The 8,925-nt window shown below is 60.2% G+C and carries 7 protein-coding genes; all 7 read right to left on the bottom strand.

Annotated elements, in window-relative coordinates:
- Positions 1–181 precede the first annotated feature (181 nt).
- The 7 genes from GSQ93_RS34230 to trpA all read right to left on the bottom strand — a co-directional run bounded on the left by GSQ93_RS34230 (position 182) and on the right by trpA (position 8,916).
- Positions 182–1,375: an O-succinylhomoserine sulfhydrylase gene (locus tag GSQ93_RS34230; protein ID WP_158940383.1), complete on the bottom strand. Its 1,194-nt coding sequence runs from the start codon at positions 1,373–1,375 to the stop codon at positions 182–184.
- 276 nt (positions 1,376–1,651) lie between these two features.
- Entirely contained in the window at positions 1,652–3,199 is a 1,548-nt protein-coding gene (gene purF, locus GSQ93_RS34225) for an amidophosphoribosyltransferase (protein WP_158940344.1), read from the bottom strand.
- A 138-nt stretch (positions 3,200–3,337) separates the two neighbouring features.
- Positions 3,338–3,874, bottom strand: coding sequence for a CvpA family protein (locus GSQ93_RS34220; protein ID WP_158940343.1), 537 nt, complete (start codon positions 3,872–3,874; stop codon positions 3,338–3,340).
- Positions 3,875–3,880: 6 nt separating this feature from the next.
- Positions 3,881–4,789 (bottom strand): SPOR domain-containing protein, encoded by a 909-nt coding sequence (locus tag GSQ93_RS34215; RefSeq protein WP_158940342.1) that lies wholly within the window; start codon positions 4,787–4,789, stop codon positions 3,881–3,883.
- Between the two features lie 35 nt (positions 4,790–4,824).
- On the bottom strand, positions 4,825–6,135 hold the full coding sequence (gene folC, locus GSQ93_RS34210; RefSeq protein WP_158940341.1) for a bifunctional tetrahydrofolate synthase/dihydrofolate synthase: 1,311 nt from the start codon (positions 6,133–6,135) through the stop codon (positions 4,825–4,827).
- A gap of 1,026 nt (positions 6,136–7,161) precedes the next feature.
- Entirely contained in the window at positions 7,162–8,034 is an 873-nt protein-coding gene (gene accD, locus GSQ93_RS34205; RefSeq protein WP_062086303.1) for an acetyl-CoA carboxylase, carboxyltransferase subunit beta, read from the bottom strand.
- Between the two features lie 78 nt (positions 8,035–8,112).
- Positions 8,113–8,916, bottom strand: coding sequence for a tryptophan synthase subunit alpha (gene trpA / locus GSQ93_RS34200; protein WP_158940340.1), 804 nt, complete (start codon positions 8,914–8,916; stop codon positions 8,113–8,115).
- Positions 8,917–8,925 lie beyond the last annotated feature (9 nt).

The raw sequence follows: 8,925 nt of genomic DNA, 5'->3' as shown, positions 1-8,925 counted from the left end.
CGCCACGCACAGTGGCTAACAGTGATAAAGAGAAAATCCGACTCTCGCAGACCACCACCGCCGAAAGCACCACCCCGGCATAAACCCCGACCACTAACACCGAAACCACCTGAACCACCGACCAGCACGAACCCTGCCCACTAACCCTAGAACCGCGCCCCCAATCAAGTGCGAACGAAAATCACCGCCCGTTTAACCCGCGCTCCAGATCCCCGCGAATGTCCCCGGCATTTTCCAGTCCCACCGCTAGCCGGATCAACCCCTCGCGAATCCCCGCCGCTTCCCGCACCTCGGGAGTCAACCGTCCGTGCGTAGTCGTCGATGGATGGGTAATAGTCGTACGCGTATCACCAAGATTGCCGGTAATCGAACAGATCTTCGTAGCATCAATCACTCGCCACGCATTCGCACGCTGCTCTTCACGCGTCTCGCCCTTCAACTCGAACGACACAATCGCCCCGCCCGCCTTCTGCTGCTTCTTCGCAATCGCGTATTGCGGATGCGACTCGAGTCCCGGATAAAACACGCGCTCGATCGCCGGATGCGTCTCAAGCCAGCGCGCGATTTCCAGCGCATTTGCCGACTGCTTCTCCACCCGCAACGACAGCGTCTCCATCCCCTTCAGCAACACCCACGCATTGAACGCGGACAACGTCGGCCCTGCACTGCGCACGAACGGAAACACCTTTTCCATGATGAACTGCTTCGACCCGACCAATGCGCCACCCAACACGCGTCCCTGACCATCGAGGAACTTTGTCGCCGAGTGCATCACGACATCCGCACCCAGCTTCAGCGGCTGCTGCAGCGCCGGACTGCAGAAACAGTTATCGACGACAAACAACGCGCCCACTTCCTTCGAAATCTTCCCGATCGCCTCAATATCCGCAATCTCGGTCAGCGGATTCGAAGGCGTCTCCAGGAAGAACATCTTCGTCTCCGGACGCACGGCGGCACGCCATTCGTCCAGATTGGTGGCATCGACGAACGTGGTCGTGATCCCGAACTTCGTGAAAATTTGCGAGAACATCCCGATCGTCGATCCGAACAAACTCTTCGAACTGACCAGATGGTCGCCTTGCTGCATCGAGCACATCACCACCGACATGATCGCGGCCATGCCTGACGCCGTCGCCATGCACGCCTCGCCGCCTTCCAGTGCCGCCAGGCGGTTCTGGAACATCGCGACGGTCGGGTTCGTGAAGCGGGAGTACGTGTAAGCCTCTTCGGAATTCTTGAAACTCTCCGCGGCATGCGCGGCGCTCTCGAACACAAAGCTCGACGTCAGGAAAATCGCTTCCGAGTGCTCGTTGAACTCGCTGCGCAGCGTTCCCGCGCGGACGGCGAGCGTATCGAAGTTGAGGTTTTCATCCATGTTCGTGTTTTCCATTCCCGTCTATTCCCATCTATTCATTAGCCCGGCCAAAAAAACCGGGACGCAAAAAAGCCCGCCTCTGCGTCAGCATGAGCGGGCTCGGTGCGGAAAAGCCTGTAGCGTCGCCGGCGTGTGGTCCAGATTCGCCACCGGTTCGCTTTAGCTGTTTCGGGTTCCGACTCAAGCTAATGATCTAGCCCGTTCATCAAAACCCGCGTCCGCAAGCTGATCTCAAATCGACGCAAACCCAATCCTATCACGCGTTTCCTTGCGCGGTCACTCCACCGACAACTGCAAGTGCAACTGCGAACGCGATACACCGCCTTCCATCGCCTCGCTCGCGGCATCGCGATCCGACTGCGCTTGCGGCGCAAGACGCGCCTTCTCGAGACGATCCAGATACGCCGAGTCAATGTCGCCGGTGATGTAGTTGCCGTCGAAGCACGAAGCATCGAATTCACGCAGCGCCGGATTGATGTCGCGAATGGCTTGCTTCAAATCGGCCACATCCTGATAAACGAGGTGATCCGCGCCGATCATGCGCGCCACTTCCTCGTCCGTGCGTCCATGCGCGACCAGTTCGCCGCGCGTGGGCATGTCGATGCCATACACGTTCGGGTACTTCACCGGCGGCGCAGCAGACGCGAAAATCACCTTCGCGGCGCCTGCATCGCGCGCCATCTGGACGATTTCATGTGACGTTGTACCGCGCACGATGGAGTCATCGACGATCAGCACGTTCTTGCCCTTGAACTCGATCGCCATCGCGTTCAGTTTCTGGCGCACCGACTTCTTGCGCACAGCCTGGCCCGGCATGATGAAGGTGCGGCCAACATAGCGATTCTTGAAGAAACCTTCGCGATACTCCACGCCCAGCTTCGCGGCCACTTGCATGGCTGCGGGACGCGATGAATCGGGGATCGGCATGACCACGTCAATATGCACGTCCGGCAGCACGCGCTTGATCTTCTCGGCGAGGTAATCGCCCATGCGCAGGCGCGCGTTGTAGACCGGCACGCCGTCGAGGCACGAATCGGGACGCGCGAGATACACGAGTTCGAAGATGCAGGGGTTCAGGCTCGGATTCTCGGCACATTGCTGGCTGTGCAGGTTGCCTTCGTTATCGATGAAAATGGCTTCGCCCGGCTCCACGTCACGCACGAACTCGAAGCCGATACCTTCAACCGCCACCGATTCCGACGCCACCATCCATTCCACGCCCGTCGCGGTTTCCTGCTTGCCGAGGACCAGCGGACGGATGCCGAACGGATCGCGGAAAGCAACGAGGCCGTAACCCGCGATCAGCGAAACGATCGCATACGAACCCTTTACTCGCCGATGCACACCGCTCACCGCCTTGAACAGCGCGGCCGGATCGAGTTCCAGGCCGGAGCTCGACAACTGCAATTCATGAGCGAAGACGTTGAGCAGGACTTCCGTATCGGACGCGGTGTTGATGTGCCGGCGATCAATCCGGAACATCTCTTCCTTCAGCTGCGGCCAGTTCGTCAGGTTGCCGTTGTGGGCGAGGATGATGCCGAACGGCGCGTTCACATAGAACGGCTGGGCTTCTTCCTCGCTCGATGCCGATCCGGCCGTCGGATAGCGCACTTGGCCAATGCCAACATTACCCGGCAGGCTGCGCATGTTGCGCGTGCGGAACACGTCGCGCACCATGCCATTGGCCTTATGCATGTGGAAGTTATTGCCGTCAGCCGTTGCAATGCCAGCCGCGTCCTGCCCGCGATGCTGCAGGAGCAGCAAGCTGTCATAGATCAACTGATTAACGGGAGTCTGGGAAACTACGCCTACGATGCCGCACATGGCATGGTCCTTCAAAGAGTCGAAACGGGTCCAAAAGGCGTATCGGTGCAACAATTGCAGGCGGCCCCTGGCGGGGTGGTCAGACTGCAGAGTGTTGCGCCGAGCCGTAGCAAGGTTCTCGGGTAGCGGGCCAGGACGTCATTGCGCAGGCGTGGCGGGCGGATCTTGCGGGCCGTCCGGCGTGGTGCGCAGGTACGCGGCGAGCGTATCGGGAAGCAGCGGTTTCAGTTCTCGCACGCCTTGTTCGGCTGCGGGCCGGAACAACGCGTTACGCCAGAAATCGTGTTGCGGCAGTTCGGTCAAGCCCGCGAGGGCGACCAGGATCACTACCAGAATGGCCCCTCTCACGAGGCCGAACAACAGTCCAAGCGACCGGTCGATACCGCGGAGCCCGACCACTTCGGTCACGCGCGTCAACAACGCGCCAGCCACGCTCGACACCACCAGCACACCCGCGACAATCAGCAAAAATGCAATCAGCCACTGCGTCAGCGCCCCGCCCGGCCAATGCGCCGGAATGTAAGGCACGACCAAACCGACAAACCGTCCCGCGATCAACAGTGCCGCGATCCAGCCGATCAGGCCGAACACTTCGGCCAGCAGGCCACGCCACATGCCGCGCAACGCGGAAAGGCCGATCACGGCCATCACCGCGTAGTCGAAACTCGTAAACATCTACAGCTAGTTCGCCGACGCGTTAGTGCTGCCGCTGCTGCTACCACCACCCAGTCCGGCTTGCCGCACCTTGACCAGCGCCGCCGACGCCGCCGTCCGGTCAGCGAACGGTCCGGCACGCAACAACGTGCGGGTGCTGCCGTCAGCCTGTTTCCGATGTTCGATATATGCGGGCACTCCCGCCGCCTTCAACTTGGTCACCCAGCCTTGGGCTGCAGTGTCGTCATCGAAGGTACCGATCTGGACCACAAAACGGCTTCCCGCCGGGGAGGCCGGTGTGTTCGGTTTCGCGATGGCTGCGGTGGCTGCAGGCGTGTCCACTGGCGGCTTGGCGGCCGTTGCTGCCGGCAGCGGTGCGACCGGCTTCGCTTCGGGCTGCGGCGTCGCGGCCTTGGCTTGCGCTTGCGTTTCTACGGGTTTAGAGGTTTGCTTCGAGTCGGGTTTTGCAGCGGGCTTTGAGTCCGGCTTTGAATCGGGCTTTGAAGCCACCGCCGCCGCATTGTCCGGAGTCGCTGCAGGACCGTCCGGCGCTACGCCGGCTTGCGTATCCGCTGACGAATCAACCGCGCCGGCATCCGTCGCATCGTTATGACTCGTCTTGGGCAAAGGCGCGGCCGGGCGGGCTGGGATATCGATGGAGATGTCGTCGGTGACGGGCTTCGGATGCGAATCCAGCACCATGGGCAGGACGATCACCGCCGCCGCGACCAGTGCGAGCGCGCCGACCAGACGCCGCCGCGCACGCTGCTTTTCGGGCAGGGTGGGGTCGAGCATCATTGCGTCGGCTTCAGGACGATCGCTGCGGCGGGTCCGGCGTTCGGTACGCACGGTCTGACGCGAGCCGCTCGGGGAGTCGGAGTATGTGTCGCGACCCGAAGGCGCGTCGTCTTTCTTGCCGAACGAGAAAAAGGACATGGTTGGCTTTTGCGAGAGGCTGGCCGGCCGTCCGTTCAATGACGCTGCGATTTACGGTAAGCCATTACACCGGCCACCGTATGGAAACTGCCGAAAACCAAAATTCTATCATTTTCGGACGCTCGCTTTAACGCATCTTGAAAAGCGTCGGCCGGAGTATTGAATTGTGTAACGCTGCTATCACCACTGTCGTTGACGCCGGCATCGCGTAAAACGCTTTCCAGCATGGCTGGCGAAGCGCCGCGCGGGGTCGGCAAGGCCGTCACGTTCCAGTGATCGATCTCGCCCTTCAGATGCTCCACGACTCCGGCGATGTCCTTGTCGCCCATCGCGCCAAAGACGGCGTACGTGTAGGGGAAAAAGCCCATGTTGCCGAGATTCTGAGCCAAAACGGCTGCGGCGTGGGGATTGTGAGCGACATCGAGGATCACTTGTGGTTTGCCCGGTACGACCTGGAAACGCCCTGGCAACTCGACGTTCGCCAGTCCCAGCCGGATATCCTGCGCGGACACCGGAATGCGCTCGCGCAGCGACTCAAGCGCGGCCAGCGCCGCCGATGTATTGATCAGCTGATTCGCGCCGCGCAAAGCCGGGTACGCGAGTGCCGAGCGCCGCTGCGTCCGGCCGATATAACTCCATTGCTGGCGCTCGTTGCCGCCTTGCGCTTCGTAGCGGAAATCGCGGCCGACCAGCCACAGATCCGCGCCGATCGCCTTTGCGTGGTCGATCAACGACTGCGGCGGCGAGGGATCGCCGCAAATGGCGGGGGTATTCGGGCGGAAAATTCCGGCTTTCTCGAAGCCGATCTTCTCGCGCGTGTCGCCCAGATATTCCGTATGGTCGATATCGATGCTGGTCACGATCGCGCAATCGGTGTCGATGATATTGACCGCGTCCAGGCGCCCGCCCAAGCCTACTTCGAGGATCACTGCATCGAGGTCACGCGTTGCGAACAGCCGCATGATCGCCAGCGTGGTGAATTCGAAGTACGTAAGCGAAACCGGTTCGGTGAGACTCATGCGCGCTTGTTCGACGGCTTCGAAATGCTCGATCAGTTCATCGTCTGTGGCATCGACGCCATTTAGCCGCGCGCGCTCATTGAAGTCGAGCAGGTGTGGCGACGTATGACAGCCCACGCGATACCCCGCGCGCACCAGGATGGTTTCGATAATCGCGCAGGTCGAGCCCTTGCCGTTCGTTCCGCCGACCGTGATCACGGGGCAGGTGAATTTGAGTTTAAGCGCGTCGCGGACTTGGCTGATGCGCGCGAGGCCCATGTCGATGCCGACAGGATGCGCCGATTCCAGGTGTTCTAGCCACGCGCTGAGGGTAAGGAAAGTCGCCATGAAGTGATCGTGGTTAGGGGTTGAACTGGTTGGGCGGGGGTCGACTGGTTGGGCGGGGGCTGTGTCGGGTTGGTGCTTTCGGCGTCAGTGGTCTGCAAGAGTCTGATTTTCTCTTTATCACTGTTAGCCACTGTGCGTGGCGGCACGTCATTTCTTTGTCCAAAGCGACAAAGAAACGAAGCAAAGAAAACGCTTTCAACCACGCTACCCTAAGTGTCCACAGCGTGCAGTTTTGATTCATGGGTGCCCCAAAAGCACGGTGCTCGCCAGAGCGGAGGATGTTTGAAACCCTCCTTCTCCGAACACAGGTCCTGACACGCTTCGCCACCAGTGATTGAACCTGCCCAAGGGACACCCCGCGCTATCCGCGAATAACCAACCACCAAATGTGCAGGGTCGTCGACCACGCAGCCAACCCGCTAAGTAACAACGCACCGAAATAGGTAAGGCGGTTACGGACGAAAATAACCCGGTAGACCGCACAATCAACTCACCAAAAACTGATGCGGTAAATACGCGTCAGCTGTAACAGATTAAGCCGCAATCCACTCGCATGATCGCGCGGACGAGACAGCTAACCTACCGAAAAGCCACCGCAGTAGCGACGCGTGAGGCCGTGCCGGTTCCTTGGCAATCGTGCTTGCCCGAGAGCACGGGTGGCGAAGCGTGTCTATCTCAGGATTCGCGAGAAGGAGGGGTTCAAACATTCGTTGCTCTAGCGAGCACCGTGCTTTTGGGGCACCTATGAATGGGAATTGCACGCTGTGGACACTTAGGGTAGCGTGGTTTGAAAGCGTTTTCTTTGCTTCGTTTCTTTGCCGCTTTGGGCAAAGAAATGACGTGCCGCCACGCACAGTGGCTAACAGTGATAAACAGAAAATCCGACTCTCGCAGACCACTACCGCCGAAAGCACCAACCCCGCATTGACCTCGACCGCCAACCCCAGAACCTAGCAACCCGGCATCAACCCCAACCACCAATCCCAAAAGCACCCGCCCCAAAACCCCGAGTGCGAACGAAAACCCTCAGGCTACAGCGTCAGCAGGCTGCAGCGTCAGCAGTGCAATCAGCCGCGCAATTTCTTCGCGCATCTTCCGGCGATCCACAATCATGTCGATTGCGCCCTTCTGGATCAGGAATTCCGAACGCTGAAACCCTTCCGGCAGCTTCTCACGCACCGTTTGCTCGATCACGCGCGGGCCCGCAAAGCCAATCAGCGCCTTCGGTTCAGCAATCACCACATCACCCAGAAACGCAAAACTGGCGGACACGCCGCCCATGGTCGGATCGGTGAGAACGGAGATGAACGGCAGCTTGGCTTCGGCCAGCTTCGTGAGCATGGCCGTGGTTTTCGCCATCTGCATGAGCGAGAGCAAGCTTTCCTGCATCCGCGCGCCGCCCGATGCCGTGAAGCAGATGAACGGCGTGCGCTGCTCCAGCGCGTTACGCGCGCCGCGGGCAAAACGTTCGCCGACCACCGAACCCATCGAGCCGCCCATGAACGAGAACTCGAAGCACGCCGTCACGACCGGAATAGTGTGGATCGCGCCGCCCATGACGACCATGGCGTCGGTTTCGTCGGTATCTTCCATCGCCTCTTTCAGGCGGTCCGGATACTTCCGGCTGTCCTTGAACTTGAGCGCATCGACCGGCAGGATTTCCTGGCCGATTTCGTAACGGCCTTCCGGATCGAGCAAACCGTCGAGCCGTTCGCGCGCGCCGATCCGCATGTGATGGCTGCACTTCGGGCAGACATGCAGATTCGCCTCGACGTCATTGCGGTACAGCACCGCCTCGCACGAAGGGCACTTGATCCACAGCCCTTCCGGAATGCCCTTGCGGCTTTTCGGATCGGTTTGCTTGATCTTCGGCGGTAACAGTTTGTCGAGCCAGCTCATCGTGTGTCCTTCCTGTTTGTTTCACGTGTTTTGCGGCCCATTTGGAGGGGGTTTGAACCTCCGGGCCGCAATAACGGGTTATTTTGCAGAATCGAGCGCAGAGCGAATTTCGGCGATAAAGCTCGTCAGCATCTGCGCAGCCTTCTCCGGCGGCGCTTCTTCGAGCAATTGCACGAGACGGCTGCCAATCACCACGGCATCTGATACATCGGCCACCAGCCTCGCGGACGCAGCGTCGCGGATGCCGAAACCCACCCCCACCGGCAACGCGACATGCGCCTTGATGGCCGGGATTTTACTCGCGATGCTGGCCACGTCCAGATTTGCCGAACCAGTTACGCCTTTCAGCGACACGTAATAGACATATCCGCTCGCCACTTTGCCGACGGCGGCAATGCGGTCATCAGTCGATGTGGGCGCAAGCAGGAAGATCGGATCGATACCGGCAGCGCGCATCGATGCGCTGAATTCCACCGACTCTTCCGGCGGGTAATCGACGACCAGAACGCCATCCACGCCTGCTTCCTTCGCCGCTTTGGCGAAGACTTCGGTGCCCATCCGCTCGATCGGATTCGCGTAGCCCATCAGGACCACCGGCGTGATGGCGTTGGTCTCGCGGAAGCGTTTCACGTCAGCGAGCACGTGCTTCAGCGAGACGCCCTTGGCCAACGCACGCTCAGACGAGCGCTGGATCACCGGGCCATCAGCCATCGGATCGGAAAACGGCACGCCCAATTCGATGACATCCGCCCCGCCCTTGGCGAGCGCGTGCATGAATTCAACGGTTTGCTCGGGATTCGGATCGCCGGCCGTGATGAACGGGATCAGACCTTTCTTGCCCTGCTCGGCCAACGCCGCAAATGTGCTTTTGATACGGGACATGAGTTAATC

Origin of the sequence: Burkholderia sp. S171 (assembly GCF_009766085.1) — a bacterium.
Taxonomy (GTDB): Bacteria; Pseudomonadota; Gammaproteobacteria; order Burkholderiales; family Burkholderiaceae; genus Caballeronia.
This window is presented reverse-complemented; position numbering and strand designations above follow the sequence as displayed.